We start from the raw sequence: 22,396 nt of genomic DNA, 5'->3' as shown, positions 1-22,396 counted from the left end.
AAAGAGTGGGTGCACGCCCACTCTTTTAACCTTACGTATCATTACTTACCAAAAAAAGTATATCACATGGGCTGTGGCGATGCAAGCTTTGGTATCTGTAATATTATATCCCTTTAAAAGTTCGTTTAAACCAAATCTGCCGGGTTTATTTCATTTATTTTGTTTTCTACTTTAAAATATTTTTCCATAGCCTTTTGAAGCGTTCCTTTTGTCTCAAACTTTTGGCGGAATTCTATATCCAATTCCAGAATGTTCGCGACTATTTCCGGATGCAGGCCAGTAATAATTGCACGACATCCCATCATTGAAATACCATCCAGCAATTTTAAAAAGTTTGATGTTGCCTCCGCTTCCATTTCTGCAACTCCAGATAAATCCATAACCAGTGTTTGAACTCGTATTTTTCCGATTTCAACGAGGACTTTTTCTTCGATAACAGATGCACGTTGAGAGTCGATTGTACCAATCAAAGGCAATATACTGACAGAGGAGGAGATTGGAATTATTGGAACGGATAAGTTTTCCACCTGCACTCTTTGTGATTCAATTAATTCGTCCTTGAATTTGGAATAATTTATAAAAAAACCCTTAAAAAATTCATCAACCAGATTGTTTACTTTTTTCTCTATTTCATAAAATTTATCACGATTAGGTTCTTCCATTTGCCTTCTGTCATACTCAGCTAAAAAATACCATAGCGTTCTTCGTATTGATTGAACCCATTCCAGTTTGAATGACAGCGTCAATGAATTCTTAGCCCATGCTATACCTTCCTGCTTAGCAAAGTCGATGACTTCCTGTTTCTTTTGATCAACAACAAATATTATCAGTTTATGCGCATTTTCAATCAAGTTAATATTCCCTATGTATTTGATTTCATCTACCTTATCTTTGACATTGTCCGCCTCAGACAATAACTTATCTTCAAAAGCCTGTCTGTTTGTTTTTAAAAACGTTTTCAAATCATATTCTTGTTTAAAGGTTATATCCAAAAATACACGTCCTTCCTAACGTATAGTCAATTTCTACTAAAATATAAGGCTGTATGTAAGTAGCTTTCTTGTTAGCTAGAGAAAAATAATTATATCAACTATTAGGGATAAAGAGCAACAGAATTTACGAAACAAGAGTCTTCTATAAAGAAGACGAAGCAGAAAATATTTCCTGCTTCGTTAGCACATTAAAACAATGAAAGCTGGTTTTTTTCAGCCATACCTTCCAGACATCCATGATTATCCAGATATTCCAGTACTGTTTTGGAGATTTTACTCCGTTCACGAAGATCCTCTTTGGATAAGAATTCTCCTTCCCCGCGTGCTTTTACAACATTAAGTGCGGCATTTGTACCAAGCCCTTCAACTGCATTAAAAGGCGGTATGAGCGTATTTCCATCAACAATAAATTCAGTTGCACTTGATTTATATAAATCAACCTTACTGAATGAATATCCACGCTCACACATTTCAAGGCAAATCTCCAATACTGTCAGTAGACTTTTTTCTTTAGGTGCGGCATCATTTCCTTTGGCGGTAATACTTTCTATCCGCTGTCTGATGACTCCAGGGCCTTTAATCATGGTGTCCAATTCAAAATCATCAGCTCTTACTGTAAAATAGGCTGCATAAAAAAGTATCGGGTGGTGTACTTTGAAATAAGCGATTCTTACAGCCATTAAAACATATGCAGCAGCATGAGCTTTCGGAAACATATACTTAATTTTTTTACAGGATTCAATATACCAGTCCGGTACCCCATGCTTTTTCATCTCTGTAATCCAATCATCCTGCAGCCCTTTCCCTTTACGCACAAATTCCATGATTTTAAAGGCAAGAGATGCATCAAGACCTTTATGCATTAGATAAACCATGATATCATCACGACACCCAATAACATCCGGGAGTTCACAGATACCATCATTTATCAATTCCTGCGCATTCCCTAACCATACATCCGTACCGTGTGACAGACCGGAAATTATTACAAGCTCAGCAAATGTGGAAGGTTTTGTATCTTCAAGCATTTGTCTTACAAACCTTGTTCCAAATTCTGGAACTCCCAACGTACCCGTTTTACAATTAATCTGCTCTGGTTTTACTCCAAGTGATTCCGGACCCGAGAAAATTTTCATTACTTCCGGATCATCTATAGGAATCGTTTTCGGGTCAATCCCGCTTAAATCCTGAAGCATCCGGATAACCGTTGGATCATCATGTCCAAGTATATCTAATTTCAGCAAATTATCATCGATGGAATGGAAATCGAAATGGGTCGTTCTCCATTCACTTTTCCGATCATCTGCCGGGAATTGAATTGGTGTAAAATCATATATTTCTTTATCATCAGGCACAACAATAATACCACCGGGATGCTGTCCAGTCGTTCTTTTCACACCAGTACAACCTTGGACTAACCGGTCGACTTCGGCGTTTTTATATACAAGCTGCTTATCGGAGGCATATCCTTTAACATAGCCATAAGCTGTTTTCTCCGCTATCGTACCTATTGTTCCTGCACGATAGACATTGTCTATGCCGAACAGCTCTTTTGTATAATTATGTGCTGTTGGCTGATAGGTACCAGAAAAGTTTAAATCAATGTCGGGGACCTTATCCCCTTTAAAACCTAAGAACGTTTCAAATGGTATGTCCTGTCCATCCTTCGTCAGTATCTCGTTACATGTCGGACAATCTTTATCCGGCAAATCAAACCCGCTACCAACAGAACCATCGGTAATAAACTCATTATAATGGCAATTCAAGCAGACATAATGTGGTGGCAATGGGTTCACCTCGGAAATCTCTGTCATCGTAGCTACCAGAGATGAACCTACAGATCCACGGGAACCTACTAAATAGCCGTCATTCAATGATTTTTTAACAAGTTTTTGTGAAATTAAATAGATTACGGCAAAACCGTTACTAATAATACTTTCCAATTCCTTTTCCAGTCTGTCCACTACAATCTGCGGGACTTCTTCACCGTAAATATATTTGGCCCGTCCATAGCAAAGATCACGTATTTCTTGGTCCGCACCTTCGATTGTAGGTGTATAAAGCCCGTCTTTAACCGGAGAAATTTCTTCAATTTCCTCTGTGATGTCATTTGTGTTTGTTACAACAATTTCCTTTGCTGTATCTTCACTCAAAAAGCTAAATGCTTCCAACATTTCGTTTGTCGTTCTAAAAGGCGTATCTGGAAGGGTCTGACGATTTAATGGATTTCCAGCTTGAGAAGAGATTAGGATTTGACGGTACAATTTATCATGTTCATCAATGTAATGAACATTTCCAGTCGCAACTACCTTTTTATCCAAGCGTTTACCCATCTCCACCAGTTTTGTAATGATATCTAAAATTTGGGATTCATTCTGAACAAGATCTTTTTCAATCAAATGGGCATAATTGGCGGGAGGCTGAACTTCAATATAGTCATAAAATTCGGCTACCTTCTCCGCTTCCTCCGCTGATTTTTGCATCATAGTTTCAAAAACTTCTCCCTTATCACAACCGGATCCGACCAAAATTCCTTCCCTGAACTTTTGTAACAGCGAACGGGGGATTCTTGGCTGACGGTAAAAATAGTCGATATGTGCATGGGAAACAAGCTTATAAATATTTTTTAAGCCTTCCTGTGTTTTAGCCAGCAATATGCAGTGAAAAGGACGCGAACGCTGATATGCATTACCTTCACCCATATGATTGTTTAACTGATTATGATTTATAATTTCTCTTTCTAATAAACGTTGAACTAATTTCCAAAGCAGATAACCAGTAGCTTCCGCATCATAAATAGCCCTATGGTGTTGGGTCAATTCAATATCCATATGTTTACACAACGTATTAAGGCGATGATTTTTCAATTCAGGAAGTAAAAATCTGGCTAGTTCCAATGTATCGATAACGGGGTTTGTTACGGCTTCAAAATCAATTTGTTTTAAGCCTTGATTTAAAAATCCCATATCAAAACTCGCATTATGGGCAACTAGAATACCGTCACTCATCCACTCGTGAAAATCCTTTAATACATCACCAATTTCAGGCGCATCTTTTACCATTTCATCCGTAATTCCTGTTAAATCGATAGTGGTTTGTGATAATGGATGATGTGGGTTTGCAAATGACTCAAAACGATCAACAATCTCCCCCTGTTGTACCTTGACTGCAGCAAGCTCAATGATTGTGTCATAAACCGCAGAAAGTCCGGTAGTTTCCACGTCATAGACGATATATGTGCCGGATTCCAAAGCTGTATCTTGTTCGTTATAGGCGATTGGTACACCATCATCCACCAGGTTAGCTTCCAAACCATATAAAACTTTAATCCCGTTTTTCTCTCCTGCAGCATGTGCATCAGGGTACCCCTGAACACCTGCATGGTCTGTAATGGCTACAGCTTTATGTCCCCATTTTGCAGCTTGCTTGATTAAAATTTCAGGAGAAACAACGGCATCCATTTGACTCATTGTTGTATGTGCATGCAATTCCACACGTTTCTCATCCGTAGGAGCCTCGTCCATCCGTGAATCCACTTTTATTTCATGAATATCATTTGCCATCATTGCTAATTCATTTGTATACATATCTGTTTGTATACTTCCTCTTGCTTTAATCCACATTCCTTCTTTGACGGTCTCAAATTTCTCTGCGTCTTCATCCCCTTTCGAAAACATTTTTATCTGCAGGGAATCAGTATAATCCGTGGCTTTTATAATTAACAGACTTCTACCTGAACGCAATTTACGAATATCTACCGCAAAAACATATCCTTGAACAATTACACGACGCTCCTCATCCTGTATTTCTTCCATTTGTATCGCTTCATCTTGTATTTTGTATCCTAGAATCAATGGTTTATTACCATTTTCTGATTTTGTCTGATCGCGTTTTTCCTTTTCCTGTACGGTCCTTAAAACTGCTGCCTGGTCTTCTAAAGCCTTTTGTTCTTTAAATTTAATGACGTCAGCTTCGTCCGTTTTCACCTGAACCTCAAGTGAATAAGATAATGCTCCTATCTTGTTACAATATAATCGAAAGTTTTCTTCCAGCCGTTTTTTTAATGCAGCAGCTTCTGCATCATTTCTTGCAGTTAACATAAGCTTGTTATTGTTAACATGAGGTATTTGATTATGGATTAAATCTTTATAGGCTGGTGAAAGATTCGTTATGGATTGAATAAAGTTTTTCCAATATCCGCAAATTGTCTCTTCATCACATTCTCTTTCTTCAGCTTCTATCGTTAATTCAACTTTGGCGACCTGCTGAAACGATTCCTGCAATTTTACTGAGAGCAATTGGTAAATATCCACAGGTAGCACACGTTTAACATGAAGATGAAAATGCCATATTTTCAGTTTCTTAAATACTTCAAGTTTTTCTAAAAAACTTTCCTGAAAATAATTTTCTACATACTCTTCAGGTATTTGTAGCTGCTTTAACAATAAAGTCATTTTTTCTTTTTTTGAAATATCCATAGTTGCTCCTCCTAATACAGCTGACAAAATTCAGCTATAAAATCAGAAAACCCTTGCCGGAAGTTAAAGACAAGGGTTCTCAAATTTTAGTAAGGTAATTCCAGTTTTACAGGAACAAACGCTGTATATCATTCCATGTGACCACAATCATCAGAAGCATCAATAATGCAAAACCGATAAAATGGAATATACCTTCTTTTTCCGGGGGCACCGGTTTTCCCCGTAATGCTTCTAAACCCACAAACATTAAGCGTCCACCATCAAGCGCCGGAAGTGGTACAAGATTTATGACCCCAAGATTAACACTTAGCATAGCTGTCCACATCATGAGATTCATAAAACCTGACTGTACGACCTGATCTGTTGCATCATATATACCGACAGGGCCGGATAAAACATCTATAGGAAGCTGTCCAGTGATCAACATCATTAAATTAGTCAAAATTGTTTTTGTTGTTTCATATGTTTGTGTAAATCCATATTCAAATGTTCCAAAAAACGATTTTTCAAAAGCCCTTTGGACACCAACCTGTCCGATTGTCATGCCTTGTGCCGCTTCTACTTCATCCGGGATAACAGTCATTGCTTCCTGCTCCCCATTACGTTCTACAGACATATTTAATTCTTCTCCAGGGCTTTCCCGTACAATCATCGTAAATTCTTCCCAGGTAGAAATAGAGGACCCTTCAATTTCCACTATTTCATCATTTGCCTCAAGACCAGCCTCCTCTGCTGGGGTACCAGGCACTACTTCATCAATCAATGCACGTTCAGCAGGTACACCTTGTACAATACCCAAAATAATGAAGATGACAATTGCAAGGATAAAGTTCATCATCGGCCCTGCAAATAACTGCATTGCTTTCTGTCCTGGTCGTTTTGAAGCAAACTGGCGGTCATATGGAGCAATTTGTGTTTCTCTTTCATCCATAATAAAGAATGCTTTCGGGTCTACCTCGAATCGAAGTTTTTCATCTTCATCAATTTCATAACCTTCTATAACCAATTGGTGATCCAAATCTACATGCTCTACTTCTATAACCCGAGCATTTGGATGTTTTGTTTTATTGTTCACAATAATTTTATTAACTTTTCCGGCGTCATTAAATTCAAGACCAACATGATGTCCCGGTTTTAAGTCAATAATTTCAGGATCTTCCCCGGCAACACGAACATAGCCGCCTGCGGGTATCAGACGTATGGTATATAATGTTTCATTTCTCGTAAATGAGAACACTTTCGGTCCAAATCCGATGGCAAATTCGCGTGCAAGCATTCCGGCGCGTTTGGCAAAAATCAAATGACCCCATTCATGTATAAACACAAGTAAGCCAAACATGAATATAAAGGCTATAACTGTTGTCAAATAAAGCACCTCCTTAATTGGTATAGAAACAGACTTTGACTTACACTATATTAATGCTATCTCTTTTATCCGACTTTATAAATATATTTATATTTTACAGCAAATATTATTACATTTGTATAAAGCCTATAAAATGCAGTAATGGCAAAACGAATAGCAAGCTGTCAAAACGATCCAGAATACCCCCATGTCCCGGCAGGATATTACCAGAATCTTTGACACCATAATGTCGCTTAAACGCCGATTCAACCAAATCGCCTATTTGACCAAATACAGATGCTAAAATAGTTGCCCCAATCAAAACAGTCATGGAAAAAGAAAATGGATAGATAAGCTGGAATATAACTGCAACTATGCATGCCATAAGAATACCACCGAGGGCTCCTTCAATTGTTTTCTTAGGACTGATTTCTGGCCATAGCTTCCTCTTTCCAAAAGCACGTCCAAATAAATAAGCCCCCGTGTCCGTCGCCCATATGATGAACAATGCATAAAATATGTAGTTAAGTCCGGCTCTTTGGGTTTCTATGAGATAATAGAAACCCATACCTACATATAAAACAGCTAGCAGAATAAAACCAACATTATCAAATGTGAATTTATTTTTCACCAATACTGTATATGTCAATAATAGTAAAACAAAAAGCATGATAACTTCGGTCTGCGTAAACCACGCAAATAAATGTAAATCATAATTATCCTGATACGGAAATAGCACAAACCACAATAAACCGATTGCTAAAATAGATGGAACGGAATATTTGTATATTTTATGCATTTTCATAAGCTCAATCAAACCAATTGTAGCTAAAGCATACACAAAAAGGATAAATGGCCAGCCGCCAAATATGATAAATGGCAAAAATATAAGTATGGCCAATAACGCTGTTATCGTCCGTTGCTTCATTTATCTTTCATCACCTTAAATACCTCCATAACGCCTTTTTCTCTGTTGGTAATCCTGAATCGCTTCCCTGAAAACTTCTTCATTGACATCCGGCCAAAAGACTTCTGTAAACCACAATTCCGTATATGCCAGTTGCCATAGTAAGAAGTTGCTCAGACGCTGTTCACCACTTGTTCGAATAAGTAAATCAGGATCATTAATACCCTGGGTATATAAGTATTCTGAAAAAATCTTTTCATCCAATGCTTCAAGAGATATTTCAGACCTGTTTATATCTGTCATAATTTTTTTTATTGCCTGGGTTATTTCAAATCTACTACCATAGTTTAATGCAAAGTTGAGTAATAATCCATTATTACCCTTTGTTTTCTCCTTTGCATACTCAATGGCTTCTTTCGTATGCTCAGGTAAGGCCTCAAAATCTCCTATTGTATCAATTCTTACATTGTTCTCCATTAATTCAGGCAGATAAACGTGTAGAAATTCCTTTGGGAGTTTCATCAAAAAGTCAATTTCTGATGCTGGTCTTTTCCAATTCTCCGTAGAAAATGCATAAAGCGTGAGAACTTTAACATCACATTTACCAGCTTCCCTTACAACCCGATTAACCGCTTTAATGCCTTCCCTATGGCCAGCTATCCGTGGCAGACCGCGTTTTTTCGCCCACCTTCCATTTCCATCCATTATTATTGCAACATGATCAGGAATATTCCCAAGGTCAAATTCGTCATTAAGTTCAGTTTGTTTATTTTTAAAAAAAGGAAGTTTCATTGACATGTTTCGTCCTCCGAATGCTGTTGATTATCCATTACAATCCTTTCAACTTTAATCTATATGAAGGAAAAAAGATTATAGTACAATAATCTTCTTCTTGGATGAATCATCATTATACCACTAAAAGCTTAATATATTATACCTATTTTGGAATAAGAATACAAAAGCCCCCTTACAAACAAGAGGGCTACTACATCTTATTCTACATTGTATTGTATTAAACTTCCATAATTTCTTTTTCTTTATTTTTTCCAAGCTGGTCGATTTCTGCGATATGATTATTTGTTTCTTTTTGGACATTATCTTGACCATCACGCAATTCGTCTTCTGTAAGATCTCCATTTTTTTCTAGTTTTTTTAATTGATCATTCGCTTCACGTCGGACATTTCTCACTTGGACGCGGGATTCTTCGGCATATTTGCCAACAACCTTAACTAAATCTTTCCGTCTTTCCTCTGTTAAAGCAGGAATACTTATGCGAATTACATTTCCATCGTTGGATGGAGAAATTCCGAGATCAGCTTTTTGAATAGCCTTTTCCACATCTGAAAGCGCAGATTTATCATATGGTGTAATCAGAAGCAGCCTTGCTTCCGGAGCTGAGATTGATGCTAACTGGTTTAAAGGAGTACTTGCACCATAATAATTCACATATACACTATCCAACAGGCTAGGGTTAGCCCTTCCAGCTCTTACAGTTGCCAGATTTTTTGAGAAAGCCTGTACTGCCTGTTTCATTTTTTCTTTCGTTTGTTTCATTATAGCTTCTGACATGTTTATTTCCCCCTTATTTTCGTTCCAATGTATTCACCTTGTACGACTTTTTTAATATTTCCTTCTTCGGTAATTGAAAATACAACTAATGGAATGTCGTTATCCATGCATAATGAAGAGGCAGTTGAATCCATTACTCCCAAACCTTCATTTAACATTTCCATATAGGAAAGCGTATCATATTTTTTAGCATTTTTATTAATTTTTGGATCATCGGAATACACACCATCAACATTATTCTTAGCCATTAGAATTACGTCTGCTTCAATTTCAGCTGCGCGCAATGCTGCTGTTGTATCCGTAGAGAAAAATGGATTTCCTGTTCCTGCAGCAAAAATGACAACACGCTTTTTTTCCAGGTGACGAATTGCTTTTCTCCTTATGTAGGGTTCAGCTACCTGTCGCATTTCTATAGATGTTTGAACACGTGTAGGAATACCTATCGTTTCCAAGCCGTCCTGAAGAGCAAGAGAATTCATAATTGTTGCAAGCATTCCCATGTAATCAGCATTTGCGCGATCCATTCCCATTTCACTTCCAACTTTTCCTCGCCATATATTTCCACCGCCTACAACGATAGCAATTTCAACTCCAAGCTCTGCAATTTCTTTTACTTGGTTTGAAACGGATTGAATTATTTTTGGTTCAATGCCATATCCTTGTTCCCCACTTAAGGCTTCTCCACTTAACTTGAGTACAATTCTACGGTAACGAGCTGTTGTCATAATAACCTCCATAGAAATTCAATTTAGTATTGGTCTATTTGTTTAATGAATGCATTATAAAGTGAAGCTTCAATCAGCAGAAAGGTTCTTTCATCCCCGCCGACCGTTAGTTGTAACCCACAGAACGTGGTTAATGTCAGCAAGTGACAAGATGTCATGTCTTTGTTTGGCCCATCAGTTACATGCGGGATTAATCCTTCTCTGGATTATTGAGAAATAGGGAACAACAAGTGTCCCCTACACAGCATTCTATTTATTTCTTGATTTGATTCATTACTTCATCAGCAAAGTTTTCTTCGCGTTTTTCCATTCCTTCTCCTACTTCATAACGAACGAATGATTTAACGGAAGCACCTTTGTCAGCCACATATTTTTTAACTTTCTGGTCTGGATCTTTAACAAAGCTCTGTTCCAATAGAACAATTTCTTCGAAGAATTTGCCTAATCGACCTTCTACCATTTTTTCAACAATCTTTTCTGGTTTTCCTTCATTAAGTGCTTGTGTTTTCAACAATTCACGCTCATGTTCAACTTCTTCTTTTGACACAGCATCGCGCGATACATAACGTGGATTTACTGCTGCAACATGCATTGCTACATCTTTTGCAGTCTGCTCATCTTTCGTTCCTTCGATCAAAGTCAATGCACCGATATTACCACCCATATGAAGGTATGTTCCAAATACATCGTCGTCTGTTTTATTGACTAATGTAAAGCGTCGCAGGGAGATTTTTTCTCCGATTGTTGAAATGGCTGAATTAATATATGCTTCTACAGTATCACCATTACCGTGAAGTTCTTGTTGTAGCGCTTCTTCAACAGTTGATGGTTGTTGTTTTAAGATATGTTTACCTAATTCACTTAATAATTGCTTGAACTGATCATTTTTTGTAACAAAATCTGTTTCACAGTTCACTTCCAAGAGAACAGCTGAATTATTATCTACTTCAACATACGCAGCTCCCTCTGCTGCAATGCGATCCGCTTTTTTAGCAGCTTTGGAAATCCCTTTTTCACGCAAAAAATCGATCGCTTTTTCAATATCACCATCGGTTTCCTGTAGTGCTTTTTTACAATCCATCATACCTGCGCCAGTTTTTTCACGCAGCTCCTTAACCATCTTTGCAGTTATAGCCATTATATATCCTCCTTTAAATTCTAATACTTCCCTTACGTGTAAAAAAGGTGATAAAAGGTTTCTATCCTCTTATCACCTTCACCTTTTTGTCAAATTTATGCTTCAGTTGATTTAGATTCAGTAACAGCTTCCGTTTCCACTTCAGATTCATCTGTTGTTTCTACTTCTTCTGTTTCCTCACCTTGTTTCACTTCTAAAATCGCATCTGCCATTTTAGATGTCAAAAGTTTCACCGCGCGGATTGCATCATCATTCGCTGGAATTACATAATCTATTTCATCGGGATCACAATTTGTATCAACAATTCCAATGATTGGAATATTTAATTTATGCGCTTCAGCAATCGCAATACGTTCTTTACGTGGGTCGATAACAAACAGAGCATCTGGAAGTTTATTCATTTCTTTAATTCCACCAAGGAACTTAACCAAACGATCTTTTTCTTTTAATAAATCAACAACTTCTTTTTTCGGTAATACGTCAAATGTACCATCTTCTTCCATTTTTTCAATGGATTTAAGACGATTGATACGTTTGCGGATGGTTTGGAAGTTTGTAAGTGTACCACCTAACCAACGTTGGTTAATATAGAACATTCCTGAACGAGTTGCCTCGTCACGTACTGATTCCTGTGCTTGTTTTTTTGTACCTACGAAAAGAATTGTACCACCGTTTGATGCAATTTCTTTCACGTAATTGTACGCTTCATCGACTTTTTTCACAGTTTTTTGCAAGTCAATGATATAAATTCCGTTACGCTCTGTGAAGATGTATTTTTTCATCTTCGGGTTCCAACGGCGGGTCTGATGTCCAAAATGTACACCAGCTTCGAGTAATTGTTTCATGGATATTGCTGCCATAATAATTTCCTCCTAAAGGTTTTTTTCCTCCGCTTCAGATCATTTTTGCATAAAGACCAGTCATTGTGAATGGCAACCTATATACAAATTACGAAGCGTGTGTGTTGTATTAACTCTTCCACATGATTTATGGATATAGTATTTACACCAGAAATTAATATATCACATTGGTTGAATTGAATCAAGTAAAAAATATTTTATGCATGAATTTTAATGATTAATGCGGCCTCTGTTTTTCCGCAATTTAATTTTTGGGCTATCTCTGTTTCGGATAACCCTTTATTATGGAGTTGAAGAATCCTCGCCTGTAATGATGCTTCAACTTTATCTGCATTATCAATTGATGGAGAATGGGCAATTAAGGCATCATCAACGGAGCTTGGCATAGATTCGGATGTATCTGTCGTTTCCGTCTTGTGTTCTACTAAATGCTCTTGCAACCGGCTGTTTTCATCTTTTATTTCTTGAAGATACTTTTCAAAGAGTTCCGCACTCTCACTTATTTTTTTCTTTTTTAGAACATTTATCTGTTTCAAAAGCTGATAAACTGCAAACAATGTTGTGATGTGCAATAAAAAACTAATTATTAATATAAAAGGTATCATTTTACAATATTATTCCCCTTTAAAAACGGCTTTAAAGACACTTCGTTTGATTGGTTTTTGTTTATGTCACTACTATCATACCTCTAATTTAATACAATCCCTGAATTTTCAGGAGAGCATTTTTTAGTTTAAAAATAGACTTTTTATGTATCTGAGAAATTCTTGATGTTGTTAATCCAAGAACGGTTCCTATCTCTGTGAACGTTAATTCATCATAATAAAATAAGCTTATCACCATTTGCTCGTTTTCATTTAATGATTTTATTCCTTCCATCAGCTCTTTCTTCACTTCATTTGCAAGCATATTTGACTCAGGCAGAACAGTTCCTTCATCAGGGATTGTATAACCTATTCCCTCTTGCCGTTCACTGTTACCGGACTTTGGTTTTTCATCTATTGACAACACATGTGAAAATAAAGAATCTTTTACGATTGATTCTATCTCTTTCGCTGACATACCGGACTTTTCGGCGATCTCTTCTGAAGTTGGCATACGTTGGTAGGTTTGTTCTAGCTCATAAGTTATTTGGTCAATCTTTTTCGTTTTCTCTCTTAAAGTTCTGGGAAGCCAGTCTTCTTTTCTTAACCCATCAATTATTGCACCTCTGATTCGAAACGATGCATATGTATCAAATTTCAAATCCCTGTCCGTTTCGAATTTCTTTAATGCATCATATAACCCGATTAGGCCAAAGCTTTTTATATCATCTTTATTTACATTGTTTGGCAGATGGTTTGAGATTCTCTCCACGTGAAACGATACTAAATACATATAATTTTGTATCAATTCATTTGCTGCTTCATTATCTCTATGTTTGATCCAATTACTCCATTGTTGCTGTTCCTGAGGAGATTTACTTGTCTTCATCCTATTTTATCCTCCTCACCTTTTCATCTTGCTTATTAAATAACCATTTCCTCTTTATTAACTTTTCGTATTTTCAATTCACATACAGTCGGATCAAATTCGATTGTTCTTCCAACCTTACCGCCTAAATCAGATGAAACTACAGGGATATGATATTCCTGTAATTTTTCTTGGACTGCTTCTATATTCCTTGCCCCAATTCGCATGATATCCGATTTGGATGTAAACTGAAACATTTGAGCCCCGCCTGCCATCTTTGCTTTTAAAGCGTACTTTCTGGCACCTGCTACAACTAATTTTTCAATTAATAATGGCAGCGCAGTATCTGCATATTTATATTTATTTAGGATCGATCGCCTGGCCAAACTTGAATCAGGCAACAGGATATGAGCTAATCCCGCTATTTTTTTTGCTTCGTCGTACATAACAACACCTACACATGAACCCAGTCCGGAAGTGCGTATTGTATCAGGTGCAGAAACTGTGTTTAAATCAGCAATTCCGACTTTTACAACTGTCCGTGCATCATACATAGTGGTCAATTCCTAATGCATTAAATATTTTCGGAAATGACTCGGGGTCCGGCAACAGCAAGAAATTACCATGTATACCATTCTCTAAGCCATCATGTTTTATTTTTGTATCTATAATAATTGCATAATCTGAGACATGCGATCCTTGAAGCAATCCCACGGTTAATATTGCCCCTGCCATATCCACACTCAAATAAGGTACGGACTGTTGCATATTAATATTTGTAAAATCAGAAAGCGCTGATAAATAAGATCCAGTCAAAATATTAGCTAATTCCTGCAATGCAGAAGATTTGAATGTATCCAAGCATTCAATATCCAGCAAGCTCACATCTGTATCTTTTGCCATTTTGCTTACAAGCAGTTCCGCCTCTTCCGTACTTAAAATAAAATAGACGTTACCTGGAGCTTCACCTTGAATGCGAAAAAATACGCCAACAATAATTTCATCAGGTCCACCCATTAACTCCATCATTTCGTCGTAACTAACAACATTGACGTCAGGAATCTGCATGTCGACTTTTTCATTTATTAATTCAGACATGGAAGTTGCTGCATTACCGGCGCCAATATTACCGATTTCTCTTAATGCATCCTTTTGTATACTGGTAAGTTTCATGTAGTCCATACAATTATCCTTTCACTGATGTAAGATCATCCATTTCCTCAATTGTTAGTACCTTCTGTAAATTGAGTAATATAAACAACCGATTTTCCAGATTAACAACACCTTCTATATGGTTATCGTCAACCGCACTTATTACTTCAGGTGCAGACTCTATTGCATCTTCTGATATATCAATAACATCATTTGCTGCGTCTACTATCAATCCCAATTCCATATCATCAAGATATACGATAATAATACGGGTAGATTCATTATACGCATTTGTCTCCATACCAAGACGTATCCTAAGATCTATGACTGGCGTTACAACACCGCGTAAATTAATGACTCCTATTACAAAATCTGGGGTTTGGGGCACCCTTGTAATTGGTTGCATTCTTTCAATCGAACCTACCTGTTGCACAGAAACAGCATATTCTTCATCTGCCAACTGAAATACAATGACTTTTCTGTTCTTCATTCGTTTATTTTCCACCCTGTTTCCTCCTTACAATTTTTCACTTGAAATTCTATTTCACCAGATTGGATAAAGTGTTCCCCACTTTCTGCAAAGGCACAATATAATTAACACAACCAGTCTTCACAGCGGCTTTTGGCATGCCATACACAACGGCTGTTTCTTCTGATTCAGCAATAACAATTGTGTTTCTATCATGATTTTTCAAGTGTCTTATTCCAGTTGAACCATCACTGCCCATTCCAGTTAAAATAACTGCAATCTTATTAATGTTTTTCAAATTTGAAAGAGAGTCGAGTAAAACATTTACCGCCGGTCTGTGTCCGGAAACTGGCTTATCCTTTGATAATTCAATTGTAACTTGCGTACCAGTCTTTCTAATTTTCATATGAAAATTGCCCGGTGCAATGTAAGCTGATTTAGCTTTTATTATTTCTCCATCTTCTGCCTCTTTAACATGGTAAAATGATAACGAATCAAGTCTTTCTGCAAGCGACTTTGTAAACCCCTGAGGCATATGCTGTACAATTAAAATTGGCGGAGTAAAGCCTTCTGGTAACCCTTTCAACACTTTTTCAAGCGCTCTAGGTCCGCCAGTGGATGTACCAATAGCAATGATAGTTTTTTCGAATAACTGTTCTGTATAATCGGTTTTATGTAGATATTGTGATGTGATTCCTGTTTTATACCGTTGCATATTAACGTTTGAGGCAATTATAACTTTATTTATTATTTCCTGCCCAATTGTATGGATATCCAGCGAAATTGCCCTAGAAGGTTTTGTTATGAAATCAACTGCACCATTTGATATGGCTTGAATTGTATCTTTGGTGCCTGCTTTCGTAATACTCGAAAGCATAATCACGGGCACCGGATTTGTTTTCATGACATGTTGTAATGTCTCCATCCCATCCATTACAGGCATGTAAACATCTAATGTAACTACATCCGGCTTCAGAGATCTGATTTTATTTATTCCTTCTTCTCCATTTCTTGCGGTGGCAATAACCTGTATTCGATTATCACTTTCCAAAATATTTGAAATTACTTTCCGCATAAATGGTGAATCATCAATCACTACTACTTTGATTGAATGCATCTTTTCTTACCTCTTTCATTATAAGTAGTTTTATTTTTTGAATAAATGAGGGAGCAGCAATTTTATTTATTTCTCCCGAATTTCTAACATAATTGTCGGTTACTTCTTTCATTGCTTTTGAGACAGCTGATTTTTCATTGTATAGAATGTATGGAATTTGATTTAAAACTGCTTCGGACACAGCCTTATCCTCAGGAAGAATACCCATTTTGTGAATATTAATATGTAAAAATTGGAGAACAACCTGTCCGAATCTTTCCAATGACTCTAACCCAACTTTTTGGGAAAATGAACGATTTATGATTACATATATTGGCATATTCGCTTTACTGTTTACAACATGTTTTATGATACTATAAGCATCTGTAATAGATGTTGGCTCTGGTGTTGTCACCACAATACATTCATCTGATGCAAGTATGAAAAAGATACTGTCTTTTGTAGCACCTGCCCCCATATCAAATATAATGTAATCATACATTTGTACGAGTTCTTGATATTGTTGTAAAAAATAGTTTCTTTTTTCCTGGTTCATTATAAAAACATCACTTAGCCCGGAACCACCTGCAATATATGCTAAATTATTCGGACCTCTTTCGATAATATCATGGATTGATAAGTGTTCAGAAAACATATCAGTTATTGACTTTGCTGCATGTAATCCCATCATTATATCGATATTTCCCATACCGACATCCAAATCAAATAATAAAACTTTTTTTTGCTTGTTTATGAGTTCTAATGAAAAATTTAAAGCTATGTTCGACTTACCAACTCCACCTTTTCCACTAATGACAGATAGCGTTTTTGCCTGTTTCTGCTGGCCGAACACTTGTAATTGTCTTCTGAGGCTCGAAGCTTGGTCAAGTACCATAATAATCACCTGCAATATAATCGGCGACTATCCCAGGGGTTCCAGGGATTAGATCATCCGGGACATCCTGCCCGTTTGTTAAATATGCAATACCGATTTCTTTCTCCAGCGCAATGTTTAGCAAGCTGCCATACTGTCTAGTCTCATCAATTTTAGTGAAAATTACTTCCTTAATGGGGATATGATAAAACTGATCAAAGATTTCCATTAAATCTTTAGGTTTTGATGTTAAGGATAATACTAGATAACTAGCCATATCCAAACTTAAGTCAATGGTTTTTTGCAATTCCTTTATATATGTTTCATTGCGGAAATTCCGGCCGGCAGTATCAACGAGTATTAAATCGTAGGATTCAAACTTTTCGATCGCGGCTTTATAATCATCTATGGTGTAGGCAACTTCAATTGGAACATTCAGTATTTGTGCATATGTTTTTAATTGTTCGATGGCAGCAATTCGATAAGTGTCAGCGGTAATAAAGGCAACCTTCTTTTTATCTGTTAATATACTTTTTGCAGCTACTTTTGCCAGCGTTGTCGTTTTTCCAACCCCTGTCGGACCAACAAATTGCACAATTTTTTTATCATACATTATACCATTGAATGACAGATTACTTAGCCTTTCCTTTATCTCCATTGCCGTAACATTCATTATTTCATCCAGGTTCAGTTTTTTCTCTGGATAATTACGATCTTCTATCACCTTATCCGAAATTTGTATTGCCAGTTCCTTATTTACCTCCTGATCCAGCAAATGCTGATAAACAAGCATATAGTCAGACTGATATCTGTTTTTATGCTCTGAAGATTGCTGCTCAAAAATTTTTTTCAAGTGTTTTATCTCATTGATAATTTCATTATTGGTAGTTTTAGATATGTCTTTATCTATAGTCGGAAGCTTTTCCCTAACGTCCACATATCTTTTGGGTTGTGTCGCAGGCTGTGGATCCAATCCAGCAATTACTTCAATATTTTTCTTTTTAAAAAAACCAAATATACCGCCACGCCGAATTTCCTTAGAATTTAATATTACTGCTTCTGAACCAAGATCTTTTCGGACTTGGTTCATCACTTCCGGCATTGTTGGCGCCACATATTTTTTCACCTTCATGCTACATTCACCACCCCAACACTTTGAACCTGTACAGTTGGTTCTAATTCATTATAGGATAATACGACTACTTGTGGTAAGAAACGATCCAGCAACTGTTTTAGATACATTCGTATTGCTGGTGAGCATAGTATTACTGGAGTTTCTTCCTGTAACGTTATTTTTTCGACTTCCTCATGTACTGTTTTAATAATTACCTGTTGTGACTCTGGATCTAACGATAAAAAATTGCCATGTTCTGTCTGCTGGATATTTTCTGCAATCATTTTCTCTACTTTTCCTGATACAGTTATTACCCTTAAGGACAAGTCTTCCTGTACATACTGTTTTGTGATTTGAGATGATAGCGACTGTCTGGCATATTCAGCCAATAAGTCGGTATCATTTGTCATTTTCGCAAAGTCAGCCAACGTCTCAAAAATCACCGGTAAATTTCTTATAGAAATATTTTCTCTTAATAGTTTTGCCAGTACTTTTTGAATATCACCAACCGCCAATGGTTCTGGTGAAACTTCTTCAACCAATATCGGATAGTTTTCTTTCAAATGATCGATCAACTGCTTTGTTTCTTGTCTTCCCAGTAATGTATGTGCCTGTTGTTTGATTACCTCGGTAATATGTGTGGATACGACGGATGGTGGATCTACCACCGTATAACCAGACAATTCAGCCTCATCTTTCACTTCCTCAATTATCCATTTTGCAGGTAGTCCAAAAGCAGGTTCCTTTGTATCGATTCCATCAATATGATCATCATCCATATCAGGTGCCATAGCAAGATAGTGGTCAAGTAGCAGCTCACCTTTTGCAACTTCATTGCCTTTTATTTTTAATCGATATTCATTCGGATTTAACTGTATATTATCCCGTATTCGAACAACTGGAATAACAAGTCCCAATTCGATGGCCAGTTGCCTGCGTATCATTATAATACGATCTAATAAATCTCCACCCTGATTTGTATCAGCCAATGGAATTAGAGCATAGCCGAATTCAAATTCGATAGGATCCATATTTAACAGGGTAACAACATTTTCAGGTGCCTTCATTTCCTGACTTTCTGCTTGAATCTCTTCATCTTCTTCCGGAGATTCAGGGTTTTTGTAATGTTGTAATAATAGATAACCGCTGAGAGTTAATACGGCCGCAATGGCAGTGGTAAGTAAAAAGTTAATCGGCGTTAATCCAAGCAGGAAAATCGTACCAGCAGCTATAAAAAGCAATTTTGGGTATTGGGTAAGCTGCTTTGTCACTTCATTACTTAAGTTGCCCTCACTAGTAGCCCTTGTGACAACAATACCGGTTGCAGTAGATACTAATAATGCAGGGATTTGACTGACTAATCCATCCCCTACCGTTAACCGCATAAATGTATTAATTGCCTCCTCAAAAGGCATCCCAAGTTGAATAATGCCTATAATAAGTCCAAAGATGATATTAATTAAAACGATGATAATACCTGCAATCGCATCACCCTTAACAAACTTGCTTGCACCGTCCATTGAACCATGGAAATCTGCTTCACTTTCGATTTTATGTCGTCTTTCTTTTGCCTGTTTTTCAGAAATTAAACCGGCATTCAAATCAGCATCAACACTCATTTGTTTTCCAGGCATCGCATCCAAAGAGAAACGAGCAGCAACTTCAGATACACGTTCTGAACCTTTTGTGATTACCAGGAAATTGATAATGACAAGTATGACAAATACTACAAATCCAACAAGGGGATTATTACCGATCACAAAGGACCCGAATGTATCTACAACCCCGCCAGCATTGGCATCAGATAAGATTGAACGTGTCGTTGATACGTTCAATCCTAGCCGAAATAACGTCAATAACAATATAAGCGTAGGAAAAACTGAAAACTGTAAGGCTTCCTGTGTATTCATTGCTACTAAAATAACGATAAGTGATAACGTAATATTGATTAAAATGAAAATACTTAGCATCCATCCCGGTAATGGAATTACCAACATAATAATTATTACAATAACACCGATTAATACGGATAAATCACTTGCTTTCATAGGAATCTCCCTCATGCTTAAACTTTGTTCTCTATTCGGTAAACATATGCCAATATTTCAGCAACCGCCTGATAAAACTGTTCCGGGATTATATCACCAATTTCAAGGGCACTGTATAATGAACGGGCCAGTGGTCTGTTTTCTACGGTAACAACATTATTTTTTTTAGCTATTTCTTTTATTTTTAGAGCGATTTGATCGGTTCCTTTAGCTAAAATATATGGTGCTGCAGCCTTTTCTTCGTCATACTTGATAGCTATTGCATAATGGGTAGGATTGGTAATTACAACATCTGCATTGGGCACTTCACTCATCATACGCTGAGCGGCCATATTCCGCTGTTTTTCTTTAATCTTGGATTTGATAAGCGGATCACCTTCGACATTCTTGTACTCATCTTTAATATCCTGTTTTGACATTTTCATATTTTTTTCAAAATCATAGCGTTGGTATGTATAATCAATAATGGAAAGAAGAAGCAATGCAATTGTTGCTGCAATCCCCATAGTTATCGTGACTCTTGAAAAAAAAGCAAGAGCATTTTCGGCATTTGTAAAAGCGGTCATCATCATTTCATCTTTATAGATCCAGATAACCGTAAATGTGATGGCACCGATACAAATGATTTTTAATAGTGATTTTAATAGTTCCACTAATGCACGCATCGAAAATATTCGCTTCGCCCCTTGAATCGGGTCAATTTTCTTCAAATCAAATTGCAATGGTTTGCTAGTGAATAAGAATCCGATCTGCATTAAGTTTGATACTAACCCTGCTATAACAGCTACCAGCATAGCTGGTGCAAGCATTTTTGCCATTTCCACAGCAGCACCGGAAAAAATTTGATGTACGGTGTTTTCCGTCAACTCCCAATGTATAAATTCAGTGAATGTATGCTCATACAATGTCATCATATTCGTTAGCATGAAGCCTCCAAAAACGAATAAAATAATAAAGGAAAATAAAAGTAGTATTGCTGTGTTTACATCCTGACTTTTAGCAACCTTTCCTTTTTTTCGCTCATCCTGTCTTTTTTTCGGCGTTGCTTTTTCTGTTTTCTCACCTGCAAAAAATTGCAAATCCAGTTTTAAATGCAAGTTAAGCACCTCCGAATAATTGCATGAGTCCACGCATTGTCTCAAACATTGTTTCAAATAAATTTTTTGCCAATACAATATAAAGACTCAAGAAGACCAATATAGCAGCAAAACTCACCAAAATTTTTAATGGTAGTCCAACAACAAATACATTCAATTGTGGCACTGTCCTCGCTATTATGCCAAGTGCGACATCCACCAGAAATAAGCAACCGACAATTGGTATGGAAATTTGAAATGCAATTAAAAACATATTACCGAATGCATCAATGATAAAATCAGCAATCGATTCACTTTCAAACGGTATGAACCTAGAAATTGGTATATAATTATAGCTGTTAACAATCCCGTCGATTAATAAATGATGCCCATTAACCGATAATAAAAATAATAGTGCAAAAATATAAAAATACTGCCCTGTTAAAGGGCTTTGGGCTCCGGTTTGTGGATCCATCACATTTGCGATTGCAAAGCCCATTTGAAAGTCGATAAAACCTCCTGCAACTTGTACAGCAGAAATAATAATAAAAGCAATCAAGCCGATTAATAAACCGACAAGTACTTCTTTTACAATGAGAAATATATACATTTCATCGATGGTAAATACAGTTGCATCTACGGTATAAAATATAATGAATGCCAGAAAAAAACTAAATCCAATTTTAAATGGAGCCGGTACATTCCTATAGGAAAATAGTGGCAATGTTACAAAAAATGCTGCCACCCTTACAAGAATAAGTAAAAAAACAGGAAGACTATTTATATCAATCAATTCAAACATAATCTACCCTACAAACTGATTCAAATTTTGAAATATATCTACGGTAAACTCAACCATAGTTGTCAACATCCACGGCCCGAAGAAAATTAAACCTACCAAAACAGCTACGATTTTTGGAATAAATGCAAGGGTCTGTTCCTGTATTTGGGTTGTTGCCTGAAAAATACTTACTAAAAGTCCAACAGCCAGTGCTAATATAAGTAAGGGACCAGTAACAAGCAAAACCGTATAGATACCCCGTTCTGCCAAGGTTAAAACAAACTCACTCGTCATCAGAGAAACCTTCCTTTCCTACTCA

The 22,396-nt window shown here is 36.8% G+C and carries 21 protein-coding genes; all 21 read right to left on the bottom strand.

Annotated elements, in window-relative coordinates; genetic code table 11:
• Window positions 1-125 precede the first annotated feature (125 nt).
• Entirely contained in the window at window positions 126-992 is an 867-nt protein-coding gene (locus ACZ427_RS07385) for an STAS domain-containing protein (protein WP_461179618.1), read from the bottom strand.
• A gap of 188 nt (window positions 993-1,180) precedes the next feature.
• Window positions 1,181-5,470: a PolC-type DNA polymerase III gene (locus ACZ427_RS07380; RefSeq protein ID WP_461179619.1), complete on the bottom strand. Its 4,290-nt coding sequence runs from the start codon at window positions 5,468-5,470 to the stop codon at window positions 1,181-1,183.
• 106 nt (window positions 5,471-5,576) lie between these two features.
• Window positions 5,577-6,836 carry an RIP metalloprotease RseP gene (rseP, locus tag ACZ427_RS07375; RefSeq protein ID WP_461179620.1) on the bottom strand — a complete coding sequence of 420 codons (1,260 nt, stop codon included), beginning with the start codon at window positions 6,834-6,836 and terminating at the stop codon, window positions 5,577-5,579.
• A gap of 109 nt (window positions 6,837-6,945) precedes the next feature.
• Window positions 6,946-7,743: a phosphatidate cytidylyltransferase gene (locus ACZ427_RS07370; protein WP_461179621.1), complete on the bottom strand. Its 798-nt coding sequence runs from the start codon at window positions 7,741-7,743 to the stop codon at window positions 6,946-6,948.
• Window positions 7,744-7,758: 15 nt separating this feature from the next.
• Window positions 7,759-8,520 carry an isoprenyl transferase gene (locus ACZ427_RS07365; RefSeq protein ID WP_461179622.1) on the bottom strand — a complete coding sequence of 254 codons (762 nt, stop codon included), beginning with the start codon at window positions 8,518-8,520 and terminating at the stop codon, window positions 7,759-7,761.
• A gap of 214 nt (window positions 8,521-8,734) precedes the next feature.
• Window positions 8,735-9,292, bottom strand: a complete 558-nt coding sequence (gene frr, locus ACZ427_RS07360; RefSeq protein ID WP_461179623.1) for a ribosome recycling factor — start codon at window positions 9,290-9,292, stop codon at window positions 8,735-8,737.
• A 2-nt stretch (window positions 9,293-9,294) separates the two neighbouring features.
• Window positions 9,295-10,017, bottom strand: a complete 723-nt coding sequence (pyrH, locus tag ACZ427_RS07355) for a UMP kinase (RefSeq protein WP_461179624.1) — start codon at window positions 10,015-10,017, stop codon at window positions 9,295-9,297.
• A gap of 253 nt (window positions 10,018-10,270) precedes the next feature.
• On the bottom strand, window positions 10,271-11,155 hold the full coding sequence (tsf, locus tag ACZ427_RS07350; protein ID WP_461179625.1) for a translation elongation factor Ts: 885 nt from the start codon (window positions 11,153-11,155) through the stop codon (window positions 10,271-10,273).
• A 95-nt stretch (window positions 11,156-11,250) separates the two neighbouring features.
• Window positions 11,251-12,015, bottom strand: a complete 765-nt coding sequence (gene rpsB, locus ACZ427_RS07345; protein WP_461179626.1) for a 30S ribosomal protein S2 — start codon at window positions 12,013-12,015, stop codon at window positions 11,251-11,253.
• A 197-nt stretch (window positions 12,016-12,212) separates the two neighbouring features.
• Entirely contained in the window at window positions 12,213-12,551 is a 339-nt protein-coding gene (locus ACZ427_RS07340; RefSeq protein ID WP_464883549.1) for a DUF6115 domain-containing protein, read from the bottom strand.
• 157 nt (window positions 12,552-12,708) lie between these two features.
• On the bottom strand, window positions 12,709-13,488 hold the full coding sequence (locus ACZ427_RS07335; RefSeq protein WP_461179628.1) for a FliA/WhiG family RNA polymerase sigma factor: 780 nt from the start codon (window positions 13,486-13,488) through the stop codon (window positions 12,709-12,711).
• A gap of 35 nt (window positions 13,489-13,523) precedes the next feature.
• Window positions 13,524-14,021 (bottom strand): chemotaxis protein CheD, encoded by a 498-nt coding sequence (locus ACZ427_RS07330; protein WP_461179629.1) that lies wholly within the window; start codon window positions 14,019-14,021, stop codon window positions 13,524-13,526.
• Window positions 14,014-14,649, bottom strand: a complete 636-nt coding sequence (locus tag ACZ427_RS07325; RefSeq protein WP_461179630.1) for a chemotaxis protein CheC — start codon at window positions 14,647-14,649, stop codon at window positions 14,014-14,016. The genes ACZ427_RS07330 and ACZ427_RS07325 overlap by 8 nt, the downstream gene beginning before the upstream one ends.
• 4 nt (window positions 14,650-14,653) lie before the next feature.
• Window positions 14,654-15,109 carry a chemotaxis protein CheW gene (locus ACZ427_RS07320; RefSeq protein WP_461179820.1) on the bottom strand — a complete coding sequence of 152 codons (456 nt, stop codon included), beginning with the start codon at window positions 15,107-15,109 and terminating at the stop codon, window positions 14,654-14,656.
• Between the two features lie 49 nt (window positions 15,110-15,158).
• Window positions 15,159-16,205 (bottom strand): protein-glutamate methylesterase/protein-glutamine glutaminase, encoded by a 1,047-nt coding sequence (locus tag ACZ427_RS07315; RefSeq protein ID WP_461179631.1) that lies wholly within the window; start codon window positions 16,203-16,205, stop codon window positions 15,159-15,161.
• The gene (locus ACZ427_RS07310; RefSeq protein WP_461179632.1) at window positions 16,177-17,079 is read right to left on the bottom strand and encodes a MinD/ParA family protein; all 903 of its coding nucleotides are present in this window, start codon (window positions 17,077-17,079) and stop codon (window positions 16,177-16,179) included. Before ACZ427_RS07310 ends, ACZ427_RS07315 begins: the two co-directional genes overlap by 29 nt.
• A complete protein-coding gene (gene flhF / locus ACZ427_RS07305; RefSeq protein ID WP_461179633.1) occupies window positions 17,069-18,190 on the bottom strand; it encodes a flagellar biosynthesis protein FlhF in 1,122 nt (373 codons plus the stop codon). The genes ACZ427_RS07310 and flhF overlap by 11 nt, the downstream gene beginning before the upstream one ends.
• A complete protein-coding gene (gene flhA / locus ACZ427_RS07300; RefSeq protein ID WP_461179634.1) occupies window positions 18,187-20,220 on the bottom strand; it encodes a flagellar biosynthesis protein FlhA in 2,034 nt (677 codons plus the stop codon). The genes flhF and flhA overlap by 4 nt, the downstream gene beginning before the upstream one ends.
• Before the next feature lie 17 nt (window positions 20,221-20,237).
• Window positions 20,238-21,317: a flagellar biosynthesis protein FlhB gene (flhB, locus tag ACZ427_RS07295; RefSeq protein ID WP_461179635.1), complete on the bottom strand. Its 1,080-nt coding sequence runs from the start codon at window positions 21,315-21,317 to the stop codon at window positions 20,238-20,240.
• A gap of 1 nt (window position 21,318) precedes the next feature.
• Window positions 21,319-22,098 carry a flagellar biosynthetic protein FliR gene (gene fliR, locus ACZ427_RS07290; protein ID WP_461179636.1) on the bottom strand — a complete coding sequence of 260 codons (780 nt, stop codon included), beginning with the start codon at window positions 22,096-22,098 and terminating at the stop codon, window positions 21,319-21,321.
• Window positions 22,099-22,101: 3 nt separating this feature from the next.
• On the bottom strand, window positions 22,102-22,371 hold the full coding sequence (gene fliQ, locus ACZ427_RS07285) for a flagellar biosynthesis protein FliQ (RefSeq protein WP_461179637.1): 270 nt from the start codon (window positions 22,369-22,371) through the stop codon (window positions 22,102-22,104).
• Between the last annotated feature and the right edge of the window lie 25 nt (window positions 22,372-22,396).

Source organism: Virgibacillus ainsalahensis, from assembly GCF_055380755.1.
This window is presented reverse-complemented; position numbering and strand designations above follow the sequence as displayed.

Coding starts and splice junctions, on each gene's coding strand:
- ACZ427_RS07380 (WP_461179619.1), bottom strand. CDS start 5,470: ATGGATATTTCAAAAAAAGAAAAAATGACTTTATTGTTAAAGCAGCTA.
- ACZ427_RS07370 (WP_461179621.1), bottom strand. CDS start 7,743: ATGAAGCAACGGACGATAACAGCGTTATTGGCCATACTTATATTTTTG.
- ACZ427_RS07365 (WP_461179622.1), bottom strand. CDS start 8,520: ATGTCAATGAAACTTCCTTTTTTTAAAAATAAACAAACTGAACTTAAT.
- frr (WP_461179623.1), bottom strand. CDS start 9,292: ATGTCAGAAGCTATAATGAAACAAACGAAAGAAAAAATGAAACAGGCA.
- pyrH (WP_461179624.1), bottom strand. CDS start 10,017: ATGACAACAGCTCGTTACCGTAGAATTGTACTCAAGTTAAGTGGAGAA.
- tsf (WP_461179625.1), bottom strand. CDS start 11,155: ATGGCTATAACTGCAAAGATGGTTAAGGAGCTGCGTGAAAAAACTGGC.
- rpsB (WP_461179626.1), bottom strand. CDS start 12,015: ATGGCAGCAATATCCATGAAACAATTACTCGAAGCTGGTGTACATTTT.
- ACZ427_RS07335 (WP_461179628.1), bottom strand. CDS start 13,488: ATGAAGACAAGTAAATCTCCTCAGGAACAGCAACAATGGAGTAATTGG.
- ACZ427_RS07330 (WP_461179629.1), bottom strand. CDS start 14,021: ATGTATGATGCACGGACAGTTGTAAAAGTCGGAATTGCTGATTTAAAC.
- ACZ427_RS07325 (WP_461179630.1), bottom strand. CDS start 14,649: ATGGACTACATGAAACTTACCAGTATACAAAAGGATGCATTAAGAGAA.
- ACZ427_RS07320 (WP_461179820.1), bottom strand. CDS start 15,109: ATGAAGAACAGAAAAGTCATTGTATTTCAGTTGGCAGATGAAGAATAT.
- ACZ427_RS07315 (WP_461179631.1), bottom strand. CDS start 16,205: ATGCATTCAATCAAAGTAGTAGTGATTGATGATTCACCATTTATGCGG.
- ACZ427_RS07310 (WP_461179632.1), bottom strand. CDS start 17,079: ATGGTACTTGACCAAGCTTCGAGCCTCAGAAGACAATTACAAGTGTTC.
- flhF (WP_461179633.1), bottom strand. CDS start 18,190: ATGAAGGTGAAAAAATATGTGGCGCCAACAATGCCGGAAGTGATGAAC.
- flhA (WP_461179634.1), bottom strand. CDS start 20,220: ATGAAAGCAAGTGATTTATCCGTATTAATCGGTGTTATTGTAATAATT.
- fliR (WP_461179636.1), bottom strand. CDS start 22,098: ATGTTTGAATTGATTGATATAAATAGTCTTCCTGTTTTTTTACTTATT.
- fliQ (WP_461179637.1), bottom strand. CDS start 22,371: ATGACGAGTGAGTTTGTTTTAACCTTGGCAGAACGGGGTATCTATACG.